The sequence below is a fragment of the Rhizobium sp. 21-4511-3d genome (assembly GCF_053522545.1).
In genome coordinates, this window is record NZ_JBNWCF010000009.1 from 206632 (window position 1) to 226453 (window position 19822).

Consider the following 19822-nt stretch of genomic DNA (forward strand, 5'->3'; position numbering starts at 1 on the left):
AGGTTCTAATCACTTTCCATGGATAGAACCAGTCTAATAGCAGAGCTGAATGCGCGCGGGCTGCGCGACGAGGCGTCCACCGGCCCGCTTTACAAGCGGCTGGCGCTGGCCTTGACCGGTCTCATTCAGGAAGGACTCCTGAAGCCCGGCGCGGCATTGCCCGGCGAACGTGATCTTGCCGAAGCGCTGAAGCTCGGCCGTGTCACCGTCAGAACCGCCTATCGCGACCTGATGTCATCGGGTGCGCTGGAATCGCGCCATGGCAGCGGCACGTTCGTCTCGGCGCGGGTCGAACGCATGGAGCAGCCGCTCTGGCGTCTCTCCTCCTTCTCGGCCGATATGCGCTCGCGCGGGCGTTCGCCCGCTGCAAAAATTCTGTCGAGACAGATCAACCAGCCCTCGCCGGAAGAATCCTTTCTCCTAGGTCTCAGTCAGGACGAGCCGGTGCTGCGGCTTGACCGACTGCGCCTGGCCGATGGCCTGCCGCTCGCCATCGAGCGCGCCGTCGTTCCGGTGAAGTTCGTCGGCGAGCATGCCGGTGGCGAGGGATCGCTTTACGATGCGCTGGCTGCCAGCGGACACAAGCCGGTGCGGGCGCTGCAGCGTCTGACGGCGGTGACGCTCGACCCTTCTTCGGCCGCGATGCTGAACGTCAAGGCCGGTGCGCCTGCGCTGCTGATCGAGCGGATTTCCCGCCTCGAAGACCAACGCGTCGTTGAATATACCCGCTCGCACTATCGTGGCGATGCATATGATTTTGTTGCAGAATTGAGAATTGGAGATGAGCTATGAGTGAGAACAAGTCGCTGATGTTGCAGGAGGCGGGTCAATCGCCGGACGTGGTGGCGACCCTCCTCGAAAAGGAAAAGCCGGCATTCGCGGAGATCGCCAAGCTGTTCTCTTCGGCCCGGCCGAGCGTGGTGACGACGGCAGCGCGCGGGTCCTCCGACCACGCGGCGACCTTCTTCAAATATCTTTTCGAGATCAGCTGCGGCGTACCGGTCGCTTCGGTCGGTCCGTCGATCGCTTCGGTCTATGGCGCGCCGCTGCATCTGAAGGGTGGCATTCACTTCACGGTTTCGCAGTCGGGCGCCAGCCCTGACATCGTCGCCCTGCAGGAAGCAGCCAAGAAGGGTGGCGCAACGACGATCGCCGTCGTCAACGTCACCGACAGCCCGCTCGGCAATCAGGCCGATATCGTGCTTGGCCTGAATGCCGGACCCGAGAAGAGCGTCGCCGCGACCAAGTCGTTCATCGCTTCCGTTGCCGCACTGGCTGGTGTTACCGCTGCAATCGGCGGCAAGGCCGATCTGCAGGCTGCCCTGCAGAAGCTTCCGGAGGCGCTGTCTGCGACTTCCGGCATCGATACTGCCGCTGCCGAAGACGTGCTCTTCAACGCGAGCTCGCTCTATACGGCAGGCCGCGGTCCGGCTTTCGCGATTGCGCTCGAAGCTGCGCTCAAGGCCAAGGAAACCTCCGGCCTGCATGCCGAGGCTTTTTCGCTCGCCGAGCTGATGCACGGCCCGATGCGCCTCGTGCAGCCGGGCTTCCCGATCGTCGCCTTCGCGCCTGATGATGCTGCCTATGCCAATAACGTCCAGGCGCTGGAGCGCCTGCAGAAGCTTGGCGCGACGACGGTTCCGTTCTCGGCGCAGCCGCTTGCCGGCGTCAATCTGCGTGTGCCGACGACCGGCAACGGTCTGCTCGATCCGCTTGTCTCGCTGCTCGTCTACTATCGCCTGATCGAGTCTGTTACCCGCCGCAAGGGTTTCGATCCTGACAAGCCGGCAAACCTGCTCAAGGTCACGGAGACCGTCTGATGTCCCGGAAGATTTTCACCGGCGCGCGCATCTTCGATGGCGAGCGCTTTCATGACGAGCGGGCGCTCATCGTTTCCGATGGGCGCATCGAGACGATCGCTGCGCTCAACGATCTGCCCGAAGGCGAGCGGGTCGTGCTCGACGGCGGCGTTCTCTCCGCCGGGTTCATCGACGCGCAGGTAAATGGCGGCGGCGGCCGGATGCTGAATGACGAGCCGTCGGCCGGCTCGATGTATATCATCGCCGACGGTCACCGCCGTTACGGTACGACCGCCCTGCTGCCGACGCTGATCACCGATACCGCCGATGCGACCAAAGCGGCGATCGAGGCAGCCAAGGAAGCCGTGAAGACCAACCGCGGTGTCGCTGGTCTGCATCTGGAAGGCCCGCATCTGGCGCCGGCGCGCAAGGGCGCGCATCTCGCGTCGCTGATGCGTCCCGTCGAAGACAGCGACGTCAAGGCGTTCATCGCGGCACGCGAGGCGATCGGTACGCTGCTGGTGACCATGGCGGCGGAGCAGGTTTCCGTGAAGCAGGTGCGGGAACTCGCCGAAGCAGGCGTCACCGTCAGCATCGGTCATTCCGATTGCACCAGCGAGCAGGCCGAGGAACGCTTCGATGCCGGCGCCCGCGGCGTCACGCATCTCTTCAATGCCATGAGCCAGATGGGCCATCGCGCACCTGGCCTCGTCGGCGCGGCGATCGATCATCCGGCGACCTGGTGCGGCGTGATTGCGGATGGTCACCATGTCGATCCGAAGGCCCTGCGCACGGCGCTTCGCGCCAAGCGCGGCGAGGGCAAGCTGTTTCTGGTCAGCGATGCGATGTCGCTTGTCGGTTCCGACAAGGACAGCTTCACGCTGAATGGCCGCACGGTCCATCGCGAGAGCGGCAGCTTCTGCTCCAAGGTGGTTCTGGCCGACGGCACGCTGGCCGGCTCGGATGTCGATATGGCCTCCAGCATCCGCTACTGCACGACCTATCTCGACCTGACGCTGGCGGAAGCACTGAGGATGGCGACACTCTATCCGGCCCGCTTCCTGCGCCTCGAAGGCTACGGACAGCTTCTGCCGGGATACCGCGCCGATGTGGTTCACCTCAACGACAAGACCGAAGTGACAGCGGCCTGGATCTCCGGCGAGAGGAAGTAGCGATGACGGCGATTACCGACGCCTATTTCTCCAACCTGATCGCTCGTCTCGGCAAGCTGCAGTCCGCTCTTGACGATCCGATGCAACAGGCTGCGGCGGCTATTCTGGAGGCGGCACGCCATGACCGGCGCGTCTATGTCTTCGGTACCGGCCATTCGCATATGCTGGCCGAAGAGGTCCATTACCGCGCAGGTGGTCTCGCCGTTACCGTGCCCGTTCTCGTCGGTTCGGCAATGCTGCATGAGGGGGCTGTCATCAGCTCGGTCTACGAGCGGACGCAGGGTCTGGTGCGACCGGTTCTGGAGCGCTACGGCATGCAATCCGGCGACGTGATCATCATCGCGTCGAACTCGGGCGTGAATGCGGCACCGATAGAGGCGGCGGACTACGGCCATGAGATCGGCGCCAAGGTGATCGCCATAACCTCGGTCGAGTATTCGAGCGCCATCGCCAATGGCCGACGCCGCCTGGCCGACGTTGCCGATATCGTCCTCGACAATGGCTTGCCACCCGGCGATGCCGTGATCGAGATCGAAGGCAGCGGGCTGAAGGTCGGGCCGGTGTCGACGGCGATCGGCGTGACGGTTCTGAATGCCATCTTCGCCGAGGTCGCCTCCGAGCTCGCGAAAGCCGGCGATGCGCCTGTCTATCTGAGTGCCAACATGCCAGGTGCCACCGATGTCAATCAGCGGCTGGTCAAGCGCTACCGGCCGCGCAATCCGCATCTCTGAAACGAAAAAAGCCGGCGTCTCCGCCGGCTTTTTTGTTCGGTCCCTGAGGGCCAATCAGTTCTTGGCGCGCTCGACGTAGGAATTGTCTTCCGTCGCGATGACGACGCGGGTGCCGGCATCGATATGCGGCGGAACCATCGTGCGAACGCCGTTCGAGAGCATTGCCGGCTTGTAGGAAGAAGAAGCCGTCTGGCCCTTGACGACCGGCTCGGTCTCGGTGATCTCCAGCGTGACGTGACGCGGCAGCTCGAGCGCCAGCGGGATGCCTTCGTGAATCGACAGGATGCAGGTCATGCCTTCCTGCAGATAGGCCTTCTGGTCACCCATCGTTTCGACATCGACGACGACCTGATCATAGGTCTGCGGGTTCATGAAGTGGAAGCCTTCGCCGTCTTCATAGAGGAACTGGAAGTTGACGTCTTCGACGAAAGCGCGCTCGACCTGTTCGGTCGTGCGCCAACGCTCGGACACCTTCACGCCATCGACGATGCGGCGCATGTCGACCTGCGTGACCGGCGTGCCCTTTCCCGGGTGGAAGTTGTTGGCAGTGAGAACGACGTAGAGCTTGCCTTCCACTTCGAGAACGTTGCCCTTGCGGACGGAGGAGGCGATGACCTTGACCATAAGACTTCCTTGTAACTCAGGCTTCGGCGTCGTAGAGGACTGTCGCAATAGCCCCGGAGACGCGATTGATTTTCCTTTGGGGCGGCAACTAACGTAAAATCCGGTGAAAAGCCAGCCCTCGCGTTGGTCCTTGCAGTGAAGAAGCGGAGAATGACCCTGACGAGCGCCAAAGCCTCGCCCTGGTGGACGCCTGATATTCATGCGGATCGCCGCCCGTTCCTGATCGGGCGCAATGCGATCCAGGCGGCTCTGCGTCTTTACTTTGCCAAGGAAGACTTCATCGAAGTCGATACATCGGCTTTACAGGTCTCCCCCGGCAACGAGGCGCATCTTCATGCCTTCGCGACCGAAGCGCTGACGACCGACGGGCGGTCCGCACCCTTCTATCTGCACACTTCGCCGGAATTTGCCTGCAAGAAGCTGCTCTCGGCCGGCGAGCAGCGCATTGCCTGTTTCGCGCATGTCTATCGCAACCGCGAGCGCGGGCCGCTGCACCACCCTGAATTCACCATGCTGGAATGGTACCGGGCGGGCGAGAGCTACGAGACGCTGATGATGGACTGCGTGCGGATGGCCGCACTCGCCGCCGAGACCGTCAAGGCATCCAAGCTCACCTATCGCGGCGCCGAGGCCGATCCCTTTGCCGGGCCGGAGCGGATTTCCGTTGCCGAGGCTTTCGATCGCTACGCCGGGATCGATCTGCTCGCCTCCGTCGCTGCCGATGGTTCGACGGATCGCGAGCATCTGGCGGCCGAACTGCGCCGCAATGGCCTGCGCGTTGCCGAAGACGATGGCTGGGCCGATCTCTTCAGCCGGGCGCTGGTCGAAAAGATCGAGCCGCATCTCGGCTTCGGCCGTATCACCATTCTCGACGAATATCCGGTTTCGGAAGCTGCTCTGGCGCGGCCCTCGGCTGGCGATCCCAGGGTTGCCGAGCGCTTTGAGGTCTATGCCTGCGGAGTCGAGCTCGCCAATGGTTTCGGCGAGCTGACCAACGCCGCAGAACAGCGCCGCCGTTTCGAGATCGAGATGGCCGAGAAAGCGCGCATCTATGGTGAGCGCTATCCGCTGGACGAGGATTTTCTCGACGCGTTGCAGATCATGCCGGAGGCAAGCGGTATCGCGCTCGGCTTCGACCGGCTGGCGATGCTGGCGACGGGTGCCACGCGCATCGATCAGGTGCTCTGGGCGCCTGTCGCGGAGTATGGCCGATGAATATCGTCCGGCCGATCAAGAGCGTCGATGACCTGTCGAGCGCCGGCCTGATCGCCGAGGGCGACCGGCTGGCCCTCGAAGAGGTCGCGGCCCGCTATGCGATCGCGCTGACGCCTTCGGTCGCGGCGTTGATCGATCGCGATGATCCGGCCGATCCGATCGCGCGCCAGTTCGTGCCTGTCGGCGACGAATTGCGGATCTTGCCGGAAGAGCGCGCCGACCCGATCGGCGATATCGCGCATAGCCCTGTCGAGGGCATCGTCCATCGCTATCCGGATCGCGTGCTGCTGAAGGCCGTGCATGTCTGCCCGGTCTATTGCCGCTTCTGCTTCCGCCGCGAAATGGTCGGCCCTCAGGGGCTGGGCACGCTGGAGCCGGAGGCGATGAAGGCCGCCTTCGATTACATCCGCCAGCACGATGAAATCTGGGAAGTCATTCTGACGGGTGGCGATCCGCTGATCCTGTCGCCGCGGCGCCTCGAAGAGATCATGCGGGAACTGGCGACGATCGATCACGTCAAGATCGTCCGTTTCCATACCCGCGTTCCGGTCGTCGAGCCGCGCAAGATCGATGCGGCGCTGATTGCGGCGCTGAAGGCGAGTGGCAAGACTGTCTATGTCGCGCTGCATGCGAACCATCCGCGTGAATTCACCGACGAGGCCCGCGCTGCCTGCGCCCGCCTCGTCGATGCCGGGATCGTCATGATCAGCCAGTCGGTGCTGCTGAAGGGTGTCAACGACGATCCGGCCGTGCTTGCCGACCTGATGAAGCGGTTCGTCGAGAACCGCATCAAGCCCTACTACCTGCATCATCCGGATCTTGCCCCGGGCACCAGTCATTTCCGGCTGTCGATCGAAGAAGGGCAGAAGATCGTCGCCGCCTTGCGCGGGCGCATCTCTGGGCTCTGCCAGCCGGCCTATATTCTCGATATCCCCGGCGGTCACGGCAAGACGGTGGTCTCGGAGAACGGGTTGCGCAAGACGGCGGATGGCTGCTTTTCGGTCTCCGATTATCGTGGCGGCGAGCACGTCTATCCGCCGGTGGGTTGACGGTTTTGCGTTTCATTTCTGCACTGCAGGCTTGAACGCCAATTTCGGGTATTTCGGCAGATCGTTGCCGCAAATTACTGAAATCAAATATAAAACATCGATCGCTTTCGAATATCCGATAAAACTTTAAGTATGAACCTTGCTCATATTTAACCAGACCAATTAGCGGAATGTTGTTTTTTCCGGCCTAAAAGAACGCTCATGATTTAGGCGATGACTGCCTGCTCAGGATCATGACAATCTTGGAGATGCTAGGATGAACACGACAATCCGCGACCTTATAGCCAAGTTCGGCAAGCTTCCGGTGGCGGTCGACCAGATCGCCGATGATGCCGATCTCTATGCGGCGGGTCTTACGTCCTTCGCCTCCGTGCAGTTGATGCTGGGCATCGAAGAAGCCTTCGACATCGAGTTTCCCGACAATCTGCTCAACCGCAAATCCTTCGCCAGCATTTCGGCGATCGAGAAGACCGTCGATCAGATCAAGGATAGCCGGAAGGTCGCCTGATGAACTTCCAGGTCAAGATTGCCGAAGAGAGTTTTGCGGCACGGGCCGCACGCGTCGCAGAGATCGCTGCCAAGCACGCCGATACGGTCGATGCGGAAGGCCGCTTCCCGCGCGAAGCTGTCAATGCGATGAAGGCTGAGCGGTTGCTTGGCATCCAGGTCCCCCGCCATCTCGGTGGCGAGGGTGCGACGACGACCGAAATCGCCGAACTCTGCTCCATTCTTGGCCAGGCTTGCGCCGCAAGCGCCATGGTCTTCGCCATGCATCACATCAAGCTTTCGAGCCTGGTGGAACACGGCACCGAAAGCGAATGGCACGCAGGCTTCATGCAGCGGCTTGCTGCCGAACAGTTGCTGATCGCCTCGGCGACGACGGAAGGCGGCATCGGCGGCAACCTGCGCAACAGCATCTGCGCCATCGAGGTCAGCGGCGGTATCTGCCGCCTCGAAAAGGACGCGACCGTCATTTCTTACGGCTCGCATGCCGATGCGATCCTGATTACCTCGCGCAGCAATCCGGAAGCCGCCTCCTCCGACCAGGTTCTGACGGCCTTCACCAAAGATCAGTACACGATCGAGCGGACCCATGTCTGGAACACGCTCGGCATGCGCGGCACCTGCTCGGACGGTTTCCTGTTCAAGGGCGAGGCGCCGGCGGTCCAGATCCTGCCGAAGCCGTTTGCCGAGATTGCGGCGCAGTCGATGCTTGCCTCCTCGCACCTCCTCTGGAGCGGCGTCTGGTATGGTATCGCCGTCGATGCTGTCTCGCGCGCTCAATCTTTCGTGCGCGCTGCTGCGCGCAAATCTCCCGGCGCCCCGCCCCCAGGTGCGCTGCGGCTCGCGGAAGTCTCAAACCTTCTGCAGATGGTCAAGTCCAATGTCGTTGCGGGCCTCAAGGCCTATGAGGACGCCAAGGCCGATCCCGACAAGCTGTCGTCGATGGGCTTTGCCGTTGCCATGAACAACGTGAAGATCGCCTCGTCGGAAACGATCCTGGAGATTGTCAACCACGTCATGCTGATCTGCGGGATCATGGGCTACAAGAACGGCACGCCCTTTAGCGTCGGCCGCCATCTGCGAGACGCGCATTCCGCGCAGCTGATGATTTCCAATGACCGCATCCTCGGCAATACGTCGAGCATGCTTCTCGTCCACAAGCAGGACACTAGCCTACTGGGGTGACTCACATGGATATGCAGACCTCGTTTCTGGACCGGCTTTTCGAATCCGGCCTGCTGATCGATACCGGCGTTGATGGTCTTTACGGCCGCAGCGGCCAGTTCGAAGACGTGATCACCGCCTTCGAGCGGCTGATCGACAAGTTCGGTGGCGCCGATGGCGCGGAGGCCATGCGCTTCCCGCCGGGCATGAACCGGGCGATCTTCGAAAAGAGCGGTTACATGAAGAGCTTCCCGCAGCTCGCGGGCACCGTGCACAGCTTCTGCGGCGCAGAGCTCGACCACATGAACCTGCTGCAATGCATGGAAGTCGGCGACGACTGGACCAAGGGCCAGGAAGCCACCGAAATCGTGCTGACGCCGGCAGCCTGCTATCCGCTTTATCCGACGATCGCCAAGCGCGGCAATCTGCCGGCCAATGGCGGTCTCTACGATCTACAGTCCTATTGCTTCCGTCACGAGCCTTCCAAGGATCCGGCACGCCAGCAGCTGTTCCGCATGCGCGAATATGTCTGCATGGGCACGGAAGCCAACGTGACGGAATTCCGCCAGCGCTGGATGGATCGCGGCGTTGAGATGATGAAGCAGGTCGGCCTCGACGTCGTCATCGACGTTGCCAACGATCCGTTCTTCGGCCGTGCCGGCAAGATGATGGTCAACAACCAGCGCGACCAGAACCTGAAATTCGAGCTCTTGATCCCGATCACGTCGACCGCCAATCCAACGGCCTGTATGAGCTTCAACTATCATCAGGATTCGTTTGGTCTGAAGTGGGGCCTAAACCTCGAAGACGGCAGCGTCGCGCATACGGCATGCGTCGGCTTCGGTCTTGAACGCATCGCGCTCGCGCTCTTCCATCACCACGGTCTCGACGTGAAGGAATGGCCCGAAAACGTTCGCAAGGCGCTCTGGGGCTGAGATCTCGGATGAACGCCGTTTTTCCAGCCATCCGTCCCGATGGCTACGCCAGGCATGCGCTCCATTCCAGTGAGCGCATGTGGCCTGAAACCAATTGCTACATCGATCTCTGGATCGAAGTGCTGAACGCGCTTCGCCTGCCGCCGGAAGCCATGCTCGGCTTCACGATGACGCAGGATTTCGAAGGCGACCAGTTCACCTTCTTCAAGGTGCCGCTCGAAGATCTCGAAGCGCTGTTCGGTATCCGCGTCAGCGAGCTGGCGATTTTCGATGCGGTGGAAGGCCATATCCAGACGCAGATCGGCCGCGGCCGTCTCTGCCTGATCGAGATGGATTCCTATTTCATGCCCGATACGCAGGGTACTGCCTATCGCACCGAACACGGCAAGACGACGGTGGCAATCAACCGCCTGGACATGGCGGCCAAGCGCGTCGAATACTTCCACAATGCCGGCTTCTTCTCGCTCGAAGGCGAGGACTTCGACGGGCTGTTCCAGCTGCATCTGACGGAAGCCGATGCGCCGTTCCTGCCCTATACGGAATTTGCGAAATTTCCGGCGATGCTTCCCGGCGATGCCGATATCCGCAAGGTTTCCGGCGAGCTATTCCGCAAGCATTTTGCGCGCCGCCCTTCCACAAATCCGATCCGGGCCTTCGCTTCGGTTTTCCCGCGGCAGGTCGAGGCGGTTGCCGAGCGTCCCTTCGGCTTCTTCCACAAATATGCGTTCAACACCCTGCGCCAGTTCGGCGCCAATTTCGAGCTCGCAGCCGATCATCTTGCCTGGCTGGCACCCGGCCGCTTCGCCGGTGCCGAAGCTAGCGCGAGGCAAATTTCCGAGACGGCGAAATCGGTGCAGTTCCAGCTGGCGCGCGCCGTCACCCGCAAGAAATTCGAGCCGTTGCAGACCGCGCTTGATCCGGCTGCCGATGCATGGGATTCCATGATGGCTTCGATTTCCGAGCGGTTGTGACACCGGAGAGTTGAGCATGCGGGGGAGGTTGGCAAGCGTCGCGGCAGAGGAAGTTCTGCTTTCGGAAGGATGGAACCTCGTTCTGACCGAGCCGGATGCTTATGCGACGCCGCATGATATCCCGCCGACATCGCAGTTCATCGCCGCACCCGTGCCGGGTACGGTGGCAGCCGCGCTTGAAAAGGCGGGACTGTTTGACCGCGAAAATCCGCAGCCGCTGAACACCCGCGATGCCTGGTATGTCTGCCGCCTGTTCGATGCCGGGCCGGGCGACTGGATTTTGCGCCTCGAAGGGCTGGCGACGCTCTGCCATGTCTTCGTCAACGGCAAGGAAATGCTGTTTTCGGAGAGCATGTTCACCGCGCACGAGATTCCGGTGACGCTGACTGGCGGCGACGAGCTCGCACTCTGCTTCCGCGCCCTGGCACCGAAGCTTGCCGAACCCGGACCGCGGGCCCGCTGGCGCCCGCAGATGATCACGCCTGCCGGCCTCAAGAATGTCCGAACCACCGTGCTCGGCCACATGCCCAGCTGGTGCCCTGAAATTCATGCCGTCGGCCCCTGGCGGGCGATCTCGCTGGTGCGCGGCGGCCCGGTCTCGATCGACAATGTCTCGATCCGCACGGTTCTTGACGAGGATGGCATCGGGCGCCTCAGCGTGTCGCTTTATTGCGATGCCGAGGAGCCGGTGCTGCAGCTGCGCTGCGGCGAGCATGAAGCGTCCTTCGAGGAGGTTGGCGACAACCATTATTCGGCGATCCTGAAGATCCCCGACGTGACGCCCTGGTGGCCGCATACGCATGGCACGCCGTATCTCTATGAGCTGACGCTTGTCTCCGACGGGATCGCATATCCGCTCGACAAGACCGGTTTCCGGCGGATCGAGTTGGATCGGAGTGTCGATGGCGATGGTTTTGGTCTTGTCATCAACAGCGAGCGGGTGTTCTGCCGCGGCGCGGTCTGGACGACGGCTGACATCGTGCGGCTGCCTGGAGATCGCAGCGCCTACGAGCCGTTCCTGCGGCTTGCGGCGGAAGCCGGTATGAACATGATCCGCATCGGCGGCACGATGGCCTACGAGACGCCGGAGTTTTTCGCGCTGTGCGACGAGCTCGGCCTGCTCGTCTGGCAGGACTTCATGTTCGCCAATTTCGACTATCCGCGAAACGACAAGGCTTTTGCCGGTCATGTCCATACCGAGGTCGAAGGATTCCTGCATGGCGTTCAGGCGTCGCCGTCGCTCGCCGTGCTCTGCGGCGGCAGCGAGGTCCACCAGCAGGCGGCAATGCTCGGCCTGCCGCGCGAATTCTGGGGCGGTCCTGTGACCGACGAGGTGATACCGGCAATTGCCTCGCGCCTGCGGCCCGACGTGCCCTATGTGCCGAATTCGCCCTATGGCGGCGCGATGCCGTTTTCGCCGAATGCAGGGGTGACGCACTATTACGGTGTCGGCGCCTATATGCGCCCGCTTGAGGATGCCCGCCGGGCGGATGTGCGGTTTGCCGCCGAGAGCCTCGCCTTTGCACATGTTCCGCAGCAATCGACGCTGCAGCGGCATCTCGATGTTCCTGCCGTCCACAGCCCGCTCTGGAAGGCGCGTGTGCCCCGCGATCGCGGCGCTTCCTGGGATTTCGAGGATGTCCGTGATTTCTATCTCGGCCTTCTCTACGACACCGACCCGGCAAGCCTTCGCCGCGAGAACCCGGAGCGCTATCTCGAGCTCTCCCGCGCCGTCACCGGAGAGGTGCTGACCGAGACCTTTGCCGAATGGCGCCGCACCGGTTCGCGCTGCGACGGTGCGCTTGTCTGGACACTGCAGGACCTGCTCCCCGGCCCGGGCTGGGGCGTGATCGATTCCACGGGTGAGCCCAAGCCGGTCTGGCATGCGATGCGCCGTGCCTTCCAGCCGCTGCAGGTGCTGCTGACCGACGAAGGCACCAACGGGCTCGACATTCACGTCGTCAACGAGACGGCGGACGATCTAGCGGCCGAGCTCGAGATCATCTGCTTCCGTGACGGCCGGCAGCAGGCGGCGAGCGGTAGCCACAGCCTGGCGCTTGCTGCGCGCAGCAAACAGAAGATCGCCGCGACCGAGCTTTTCGGCGCATTCTTCGACACGACCTACGCCTTCCGCTTTGGGCCGCCGTCGCATGACGTCACGGTCGCGCGGCTTCGCGCCGTCGATGGCGAATTGCTGGGCGAAGCGTTTCATTTCCCGCTCGGGCGCGCCAAGGCCTGCCATGACGCCAGCATCGACGTCAGGCTCGTCGAGGACGCGGGCCGTTGGGCGGTCGATCTGACGACCGATCGCCTTGCGCAGTCGGTGCATGTCGAAGCCGCCGGTTACCGTCCGTCGGACGACTGGTTCCATCTCGCGCCGGGCATCCAGCGGCGCATTCGTTTGACGCCGATGACGGCAGATGCGGGCGAGCCTCAGGGCGAGGTGCTCTGCGCCGGAAACATGCGCCGCTTTGCCTTCAGCGCCGGTGGTTAAGGACAAGATGTCGATCCGATCGCTTTACCGTGCCTTTCGCTCCCATGTTCTGCAGCGGCTGATCCCGAAATCGCGTGTTGCGTTCGATCCCGCGCGTCCGGTCGAAGTCGCCGGCTATCTCTCGATGATGGCAGGTGTGGGCGAGTCGGCGCGGCTCTGTGCCGACGCCCTGGTCTCGGCGGGACGGACGATTTCGCTGCGCGATGTCAGCACCCATGCCGGCGAGGGATCGTCGGTCGAGTGGACGGCGGCTTCGCAGTCTTCGGCCAAGCCCGGCACCCGCATCTGGCACCTCAATCCGCCGATGCTGCCGCGCGCCGTGCTCAGCACCGGTCTCGGCGAATTCGCGCGTGCTTACAATATCGGCTATTGGGCCTGGGAACTGGAAGTCGTTCCCGCCGAATGGCGTAACGGTGCGCGTTATGTGAATGCCGTTTTCGTGCCATCGGAATTTACCCGCAAGGCGATCGCGCCGTTGACGTCGGCGCCCGTCATCGTGGTGGCGCATCCGGTGACCGAGAAGCCCGCTGCCGACGGCATGCGCGCGAAATTCGGGATCGAGGACGATGCTTTCCTTGTCAGCTTCATCTTCAGTGCGGGATCGTCGATCAACCGGAAGAACCCGCAGGCGGTGATCGACGCCTTCAAGATCTTCCAAACGCGCTGCCCAAAGGCATTCCTGCTGATGAAGGGCAGTGGCGATCCGGCGAAGGATGCCGGATTGGCCGCGCTTTATCGCTCCGCCGAGGGCAATAGCCGGATTCGGATCGTCACCGACAAGCTGGCAAGCAGCGAGATCAACGGACTGATCCGCGATTCCGACGCCTACATCTCGCTGCACCGCTCGGAAGGCTTCGGTCTCACCGTTGCCGAGGCGATCATCCACAATACGCCTGTCGTGAGCACGGGCTGGTCGGGCACAGTGGATTTCTGCGATCCGGACAACACCTGGAACGTCGCGCCGTCGCTGATACCGGTTGTCGATACGCATCCGGAATTTGCGGCGCTGACCGGCGCTGTCTGGGCCGATCCATCGCCTGAAATCGCCGCCGGATATCTGGAACAGATTTATGCCGATCCGGAAACCGCCAAGGCGAAAGCGGCGTGGGCGAAGCGTTTCCTGATCGCCTATCTCGAGGCCAATACCTACGAGAAAGCGCTGCAAACACTGGCGAGCGCTGACCGTTAACCGAAAACTTCGGGCCTTATTTAACGGTTTCACTTTAGGAATGGCTGAGAAAGCAACGGAACGGGACTGATGTCGAACGGGATCATAGCAAACTCGGTGATGAACGCTGCGGCCGGCATGCTGCTGCTTGCCACCGGCTTCGCCTCGTCGATCATCACCGCGCGCCTGCTCGGCCCCGAGGCGAACGGCATCGTCGCCTTCTCGCTGTGGCTCGTCGTCACCGGCGCTTCGATTGCCGAACTCGGCTCCAGCATCACGCTACTGAAAACTCTGCCGCAGCTCAGCGCCCAGGGTTATGACAGCAGGAGGCGCATGGGCTTTGCGTCGATCCTCGTCACCTTAATGGTATTTTCGACGGTGGTGCTGCTCGGGCTCTACGCGATCTTCTTCCTGTCGTCGGAGGAGATGCATTGGGCCGAAACCGCTCCGTCAGTGGCACTCGTTACCGGCGCGCTGTTCTTCATTCAGGCGATCGGCTCCTTCGTCAAATTCTACCTGATCGGCGAAAAGCGGCTCGGAGACTTCTTCAAGCTGACGGTTGGCGTGTCGATCCTGCAGCTCGGCGGTGTTGCCATTGGTGCCGTCCTGCATGGCGTCGAGGGGGTGCTGATCGGTTATGCGCTCGGCCAGCTGGTGTTCTTCGTCGCGACCATGCCGATCCTCTTCGCCAAGCGGGACAAATGCGGTATCGCCTTCGGCGCGCTGGCCTCGTCCTCGGTGATCATCTCGACGCAGTTCCTGATCGATTCCGTCTTCATCAACCGCCTCGAACTGCTGTTCCTGCAGCAGTTCTGGTCGGTGGAGATGGTCGGCTATTATGCGATCGGCCTGTCGGTCGCCAATATCGCCCTGCAGCTGCCGATCCAGATGACCGGGAGCTTGTTGCCCTATTATTCCGAGCAGCGCCACAGCAGCAAGGATGCCACGCTTCCCGTCGAAGTCTTCGCCGCCGTCACTCGCAGCATGGCCTATATCATCCTGCCGATGAGCTTCGGGCTTGCCGCCATCTCGGGCGTGCTCGTCGTCAGCGTCTTCGGTGAGGCCTTCCGTCCGAGCGGTCCCGTCGTCATGCTGCTGGCGCTCGCCGCACCCGCCTACACCTTCATGCAGATCCTCAGCCTCTACCTCCTGTCGATGGACCGGGTGCGCGATCGCCTGAAGACCAGTGTGATTGGTGGCCTTGTGATGGTAGGCGGTTGTTTACTCCTGGTGCCTAGTTTTGCGGCGGAAGGTGCGGCACTCGTCCGCATCGGCGTTTTTGTCGTGATGTGCGTGATCATGATCAAACAGACCGGATTTGGCAGTCAGCTGTCGACCCTCTATGTCAGCCTCGCGAAGGTGACGGCTGCCGCAGTCCTCTGCGCGCTGGCAGCGCTTGCCGTGCTTGAGGTCTTCCATAATCCGGTTGGGCTGGTTCTCGCGATAATCGCCGGTGGCATTGCCTATCTGCTGGCGCTGAAGTTCCTCAAGGTCATTCCGCGGCAGGATGCGCTGGTCATCCGCTCGATCCTCGGCAAGGTTCCCTGGGCATTGCGTGGCCCCGCGCTGAAGGCCGCACAGTTCATCGCGCCGCTGCCACCTGAAAAGGACGGCGAAGCTTCTGCCGCAGCGGTTCAGGAACCTGCGGAAGGTGCCGGCCGCAGCGCTGCATTTCCGGTTGCCTTCGACGGAACGATCGGGCTGTTCATGCCCGAGAATCCTGCCGTCACCAAGCGTTCCTCGGCTGTGCTCTTCGTCAGCCCCTGGGGCTTCGAGGAAATGTGCAGCCGCAAGTTTTATCGCGTGGCCGCCGAGCATCTTTCGGATATCGGCGTTCCCAGCCTGCGTTTCGACTATCTCGGAACCGGCGATGCGCTCGATTTCGGCAGCGAGCCGGCGACGCTGGCAAGCTGGGAGAAATCGATCCGCGCAGCGGCAGAGGAGCTGAAGTCGCTCAGCGGCTGCGACCAGATCATTCTGGCAGCTCAGGGCATCGGCGCAGCACTCGTGCAGCGCATCGGCGCGACGATACCGGGTGTCAGCGGCGTCGCGCTTCTGGCTCCCGTATTGAGCGGTCGCGGGTATCTCCGCGAACTCAACATGTGGGCGAAGATCATTCACGCCGATCTCGGCCTCAGCAAGGAACACGCGCCCGCCGATCAGGTGACGATCGCCGGTCTGTTCATGCCGGAAGCGATCGCCGCCGAAATCCGCAAGCTCAATCTGACCACTCCGGAAAGCATTGCCGCGGCCAAGTATGTTCTCTTCGAACACCCGTCGCGCGCCGGCGATTCCGCCTTTGCCGAAGCCTTGCGAGCCCTTGGCGCCAGCGTCGATGAGAAGGTGTTCGAAGGCTACGAGGAACTGGCGACCAATCCACTGTTTGCCAAGACGCCGATGGCCGTCGTCGCTGAACTTGCCCGCTGGATCGAAGCGAACACCGTTCCCGATGCCACTGCCGCCAACTCGGTCGTTCCAGCCGAAAACCAGATCCTGCGCGGTGACGGTTTCGAGGAGATACCGGTTCGCTTCGGCGATCATCATCATCTCGTCGGCGTTCTCAGCCGCCCGATCGGTGAGTCCCAGGGCAATTCGGTGATGTTCCTGACCACCGCCTATGACCGTCATGCCGGCTGGGGCCGCACGATCGTCGATATGGCGCGTGATCTCGCCCGCCAGGGTGTCACGTCGCTGCGCTTCGATTCAGCCAATGTCGGCGACAGCGTTCCGCGCCCGGATGCGCCCGATCAGATCCTCTATTCAGCCACCCAGATCGAAGACGCCGTCTCGGCGCTCGATCTTCTGGAGGCGCATGTGCCGGGGCCGGTCATGGTCGCCGGGCGCTGCAGCGGCGGCTATGTCGCTTTCCGCGCCGGGATTGCCGACGAGCGCCTGAAGGCGGTCGTCTCGATCAATCCCTTCGTCTATTACTGGGACCCGGCGGTCCAGGTTGCCAAGGAGCACGTCGTTTCGGTGCCGCGCAGCGTCGATGACTACAGCCAGCGCCTGATGAATATCGAAACTCTGAAACGGCTGTTCCGCGGCCAGGTCGACGTGAAGGCCGCGTTCCAGAATTTCTTCATCGCCGTCGGCCGCCGCGTCTCCTACCGCTTCGCGCCGCTGATCGAGCTTCTGCCGCACAAGGGTCATGTCGCCCGCGAGGTGAAGCATGCCTTCGCCTCCTTCGGTAAGCGTAATGTGCCGCTGACGCTGATCTACAGCGAAGCCGATGTCGGCCTCGATCACATGTATTTCCACTTCGGCCCGGGTGGCCGCAAGCTGCAGCGCTATCCGAATGTGCGCCTCGTCATGCTTCAGGACGCCGACCATAACCTGACGCCGCTGGAATCGCGCCGGATCGTTCTGGAAGAGATCGCCAAGCTGGCGAAGGCTTAGGCCGCGCCGACTCTGAAAGCCGGGATGTCGAGCGACCGGTAGAGGTCGATATAGAGCCCGGCGACATGATCCCAGGAATAGGGGCGAGCTGCCACTATCAGCGCTTCACGCATGGCAGACGGATTTGCAGAGATCGCATCGAATGCCGCGCCGATCGCATCGGCTGCTGTCCCGGCGTCGCTGAAATCCGTGATCGTCACCGGTGCCTGACGCTCTGCGAGGGCGCGGTAGGCGGCATTACCGTTTAGAACGGGATAGAGCCCGGCGCTCATGGCCTCTAGTGCGACGAGGCCGAAGCCTTCGTATTCCGAGGCGGAGGCGAAGAGCGAGGCGCCCGAGATCAGTGCCCGGATGGCCTCGTTGTCGATGCCGACATGCAGGCCGACCGATTGGGCGAGATTGCGCGAGGCGATCTCGGCGCGCAGATCGCCGGCCTTGAGATCGGATTCGGAGCCGACGATATCCAGATGCCAGCCGGGGTCGCGAGCTGTCAGCATTTGCATCGCGTCGAGGAGATGATCCAGACGCTTGTTTACCGAGAAGCGGCCGATGGTGACGATCCGGCGAAGCGGGGTGCGCGATGCGCTAGCGGCGAACTTGCCGATATCGACGCCGTTCTCGATCAGCACGGTATTCGGGGCGATCTGCGAGAACTGGGCGATATCCGAGGTGCTGCAGCCAATGACGCGGCGATAGTTCATCGCCGACAGCCGCGTCAGCGTCTGGAACCAGACCTTCTTCAGTGCCGCATATTTCTGCGTATGGAAGAAGCCGCCATGGGTGGTCACGACCATCGGCTTTCGATGCAGGATCCGGCCGATCGCCAGCGCATCGAAGAAGAAGTCGATGGCGTGAACATGCACGAGATCAGCATCGCCGAGATGGCGGAAGACCTGTGGGGCGATCGGGTAGCGCGTGCTGCCGGACCAGGGAATGCGGACGACCTCGATACCGTCGATGGTTTCGCGCGGCGGCAGCTTGCGGTCGCGGGCCGTGAAGAGCGTATCGAGTGTCACGACGCGGACGCGGAAGCCGCGTCTTGCGGTCTCACGCGCCAGATTGGCGACGACGTCTTCGAGACCGCCGCGGTTCGGCAGGAACTGGCGCACGACATGGACGATCAGCGGCGCGTTTGCCCTCTGCGCATTCGTGGTCATGCCTGCCGTTGCTTCCAAAGCGATACTCCTGACCCCGCGCGGCCATATAGCCGGACGAAATACCCGATCGCCTTAAGGCCGGGTTTACGGTGCGGCGCGCGGCTGGAAATCTTGCGAAGACGGTTAATCGCCAGAGGGCTCAGAAAGCCTTGAAGGTCAGTGTCGTCAGCGAGCGGACGATGCCTGGGATATTGGCGATGTTGTCGTTGATGAACTTGCCGATATCCTGGCCTTCTTCGATGTAGACCTTCAGCAGCAGATCGTAATCGCCGCTGGTCGAATAGAGCTCAGAAACACGTTCCGTCTGGTAGATGGCGTCGGCGACTTCGTAGGTCTTGCCGGGGGCGCACTGGAGCTGGACGAAAATGGGCTTCATGGGACTTTCCTGCGGATCGGATGCTGTTGCCGCGCATAATGCGCGAAAGCTCTCCCCGGATGCAAGCTCAAGACTTGGCTTCTGCCTCGATCCATTCGCGAAAGGCGGCAAGCGGCGCGTAATCGGCGCGCTCGGAGGGATAGGCGAGATAGTAGCAGTCGCGGCTTTCGATCTCCCGGTCGATCGCGGCGACGAGATCTCCGCGCTTCAGTTCGTCCTGGATCAGGAAGGTCGGCAGCAAGGCGACGCCGAGTCCGGCGACCGCGGCCTGCGCGGCGGTGGCGAACTGGTCGAACAGCATGCCGTGAAGGCTCTGGAAGGCGACGCCATTTTCGACAAACCAGATCTCCCAGGCGTCCGGCCGTGTCGTCAGATGCAGCAGCGGCAGGTCCAGCAGGTGTTCGGGCTTGCTGATCGCATGCTCCGCGAGAAACTGCGGGCTGCAGGCCGGAACGGTCTTCTCCGACATCAGAAAGGTCAGCTCGGCACCCGGCCAGTGCGGGTGGCCGAAATGGATCGCGGCATCAATGGCATCGAGACGGAAATCGAAGGAGGAGAGCCGGGTAACGAGATTGATCGTGACGCCCGGGTTGTTGCGCAGGAAGCCCCCCAGCCGCGGCGCCAGCCAGCGTGTACCGAAGGTCGGCAGGATCGCCAGATTGAGCGTGCCGCCATGCGGGTTGGCCCGCAGGTTCAAAGAGGCGCTGGAAATGCGGCGTAGTGCTTCCCGGATTTCTCGTGCGTAGCTGTCTCCCGCCAAGGTCAGCCTGACTGTCTGGCGTTCGCGCAGGAACAGCTCGACGCCGAGCTGTTCTTCGAGTGCCTTGATCTGCCGGCTGACGGCGCTCTGGGTGAGGTCCAGCTCGCGAGCTGCAGCGGTGACACTGCCGGTGCGCGCTACCGCTTCGAAGGCGGCAAGCAAGGAGATCGATGGCAGAAAACGGCGTGATGCGAGCATATCTCATTCCATTTCAGAATGACCTGTTTCCGAAACGTCGATATTCACTCCAATAAGCGCTTTGTAAAGAATGGTTTGCCGCAATTTTGGAATGAACTGGCGCTGCGAA

General features: G+C 62.3%; 17 protein-coding genes. 13 read left to right on the forward strand and 4 right to left on the reverse strand.

Annotation, left to right across the window (positions count from 1 at the left end; translation table 11 throughout):
• Positions 1 to 18 precede the first annotated feature (18 nt).
• Genes ACQZ5H_RS20585 through ACQZ5H_RS20600 form a run of 4 tightly spaced genes read left to right on the forward strand, consistent with a single transcriptional unit; the run spans position 19 to position 3702 of the window.
• Positions 19 to 792 (forward strand): GntR family transcriptional regulator, encoded by a 774-nt coding sequence (locus tag ACQZ5H_RS20585; protein WP_112718277.1) that lies wholly within the window; start codon positions 19 to 21, stop codon positions 790 to 792.
• On the forward strand, positions 789 to 1820 hold the full coding sequence (locus ACQZ5H_RS20590) for an SIS domain-containing protein (RefSeq protein WP_112718279.1): 1032 nt from the start codon (positions 789 to 791) through the stop codon (positions 1818 to 1820). The genes ACQZ5H_RS20585 and ACQZ5H_RS20590 overlap by 4 nt, the downstream gene beginning before the upstream one ends.
• Complete coding sequence (gene nagA / locus ACQZ5H_RS20595) at positions 1820 to 2971, forward strand: N-acetylglucosamine-6-phosphate deacetylase (protein WP_449098907.1); 1152 nt, start codon at positions 1820 to 1822, stop codon at positions 2969 to 2971. Before ACQZ5H_RS20590 ends, nagA begins: the two co-directional genes overlap by 1 nt.
• 2 nt (positions 2972 to 2973) lie before the next feature.
• A complete protein-coding gene (locus ACQZ5H_RS20600; protein WP_449098908.1) occupies positions 2974 to 3702 on the forward strand; it encodes an SIS domain-containing protein in 729 nt (242 codons plus the stop codon).
• 54 nt (positions 3703 to 3756) lie between these two features.
• On the opposite strand, the gene efp is transcribed toward ACQZ5H_RS20600, so the two are convergent.
• On the reverse strand, positions 3757 to 4326 hold the full coding sequence (gene efp, locus ACQZ5H_RS20605) for an elongation factor P (RefSeq protein ID WP_112718285.1): 570 nt from the start codon (positions 4324 to 4326) through the stop codon (positions 3757 to 3759).
• Positions 4327 to 4476: 150 nt separating this feature from the next.
• Between efp and epmA the strand changes: the two genes are divergently transcribed.
• The 9 genes from epmA (at position 4477) to ACQZ5H_RS20650 (ending at position 17222) form a co-directional block, all read left to right on the forward strand.
• The gene (gene epmA / locus ACQZ5H_RS20610; RefSeq protein ID WP_449098909.1) at positions 4477 to 5541 is read left to right on the forward strand and encodes an EF-P lysine aminoacylase EpmA; all 1065 of its coding nucleotides are present in this window, start codon (positions 4477 to 4479) and stop codon (positions 5539 to 5541) included.
• Positions 5538 to 6590: a lysine-2,3-aminomutase-like protein gene (locus ACQZ5H_RS20615; RefSeq protein ID WP_449098910.1), complete on the forward strand. Its 1053-nt coding sequence runs from the start codon at positions 5538 to 5540 to the stop codon at positions 6588 to 6590. The genes epmA and ACQZ5H_RS20615 overlap by 4 nt, the downstream gene beginning before the upstream one ends.
• Before the next feature lie 256 nt (positions 6591 to 6846).
• Positions 6847 to 7098 carry an acyl carrier protein gene (locus ACQZ5H_RS20620; protein ID WP_112718291.1) on the forward strand — a complete coding sequence of 84 codons (252 nt, stop codon included), beginning with the start codon at positions 6847 to 6849 and terminating at the stop codon, positions 7096 to 7098.
• Positions 7098 to 8279, forward strand: a complete 1182-nt coding sequence (locus ACQZ5H_RS20625) for an acyl-CoA dehydrogenase family protein (RefSeq protein WP_449098911.1) — start codon at positions 7098 to 7100, stop codon at positions 8277 to 8279. The genes ACQZ5H_RS20620 and ACQZ5H_RS20625 overlap by 1 nt, the downstream gene beginning before the upstream one ends.
• A 5-nt stretch (positions 8280 to 8284) precedes the next feature.
• Positions 8285 to 9193, forward strand: a complete 909-nt coding sequence (locus ACQZ5H_RS20630) for an amino acid--[acyl-carrier-protein] ligase (RefSeq protein WP_199627932.1) — start codon at positions 8285 to 8287, stop codon at positions 9191 to 9193.
• Between the two features lie 8 nt (positions 9194 to 9201).
• Positions 9202 to 10164: a DUF1839 family protein gene (locus ACQZ5H_RS20635; RefSeq protein ID WP_449098912.1), complete on the forward strand. Its 963-nt coding sequence runs from the start codon at positions 9202 to 9204 to the stop codon at positions 10162 to 10164.
• Positions 10165 to 10180: 16 nt separating this feature from the next.
• Complete coding sequence (locus tag ACQZ5H_RS20640) at positions 10181 to 12658, forward strand: glycoside hydrolase family 2 protein (RefSeq protein WP_449098913.1); 2478 nt, start codon at positions 10181 to 10183, stop codon at positions 12656 to 12658.
• 13 nt (positions 12659 to 12671) lie between these two features.
• Positions 12672 to 13847, forward strand: coding sequence for a glycosyltransferase family 4 protein (locus ACQZ5H_RS20645; RefSeq protein ID WP_449098976.1), 1176 nt, complete (start codon positions 12672 to 12674; stop codon positions 13845 to 13847).
• Positions 13848 to 13916: 69 nt separating this feature from the next.
• Entirely contained in the window at positions 13917 to 17222 is a 3306-nt protein-coding gene (locus tag ACQZ5H_RS20650; protein WP_449098914.1) for an oligosaccharide flippase family protein, read from the forward strand.
• Here ACQZ5H_RS20650 and ACQZ5H_RS20655 read toward each other — a convergent pair.
• The 3 genes from ACQZ5H_RS20655 to ACQZ5H_RS20665 all read right to left on the reverse strand — a co-directional run bounded on the left by ACQZ5H_RS20655 (position 17219) and on the right by ACQZ5H_RS20665 (position 19713).
• Positions 17219 to 18379: a glycosyltransferase family 4 protein gene (locus ACQZ5H_RS20655; RefSeq protein ID WP_449098915.1), complete on the reverse strand. Its 1161-nt coding sequence runs from the start codon at positions 18377 to 18379 to the stop codon at positions 17219 to 17221. The genes ACQZ5H_RS20650 and ACQZ5H_RS20655 overlap by 4 nt on opposite strands.
• Before the next feature lie 139 nt (positions 18380 to 18518).
• Positions 18519 to 18755, reverse strand: coding sequence for an Lrp/AsnC ligand binding domain-containing protein (locus ACQZ5H_RS20660; protein ID WP_016556708.1), 237 nt, complete (start codon positions 18753 to 18755; stop codon positions 18519 to 18521).
• A 67-nt stretch (positions 18756 to 18822) separates the two neighbouring features.
• Entirely contained in the window at positions 18823 to 19713 is an 891-nt protein-coding gene (locus tag ACQZ5H_RS20665) for a LysR family transcriptional regulator (protein ID WP_449098916.1), read from the reverse strand.
• Positions 19714 to 19822 lie beyond the last annotated feature (109 nt).